The organism is Rhizobium sp. SVR5-2C, from assembly GCF_056755115.1.
The window spans coordinates 1-245 of record NZ_JBNDHT010000521.1; the positions used below are offsets into that span (position 1 = coordinate 1).

Below are 245 nucleotides of genomic sequence, written 5' to 3' on the forward strand. Positions count from 1 at the left end.
GTCAAAGGCGCGTGGATAAGTGCATGGCTGCATAGGTCGCAGTCGAGTAAGCAAAGCGGATGGGCAGACGGGCGAATCCTCGATCCCGCACGGCGTCTGCAGGCGATTCATCACCTTTCAAAGGATCTGCTTGTTGCGTCAGCGCGATGCAGCCAAAGGCAGCTCGCTTGCCTACATCGTCTCGGCAGCGTTGGTATAACTGCCGCCCATGCCGTCCAGGAAATGCAGATGCGAATCCGGTTTGC

The 245-nt window shown here is 58.0% G+C and carries 1 protein-coding gene; it reads right to left on the reverse strand.

Going from position 1 to position 245, the window contains the following annotated elements:
* Position 1 precedes the first annotated feature (1 nt).
* Positions 2-245 (reverse strand): hypothetical protein (locus ACPYOI_RS36755; protein WP_481424268.1); only part of this gene is annotated, 244 nt, incomplete at its 5' end.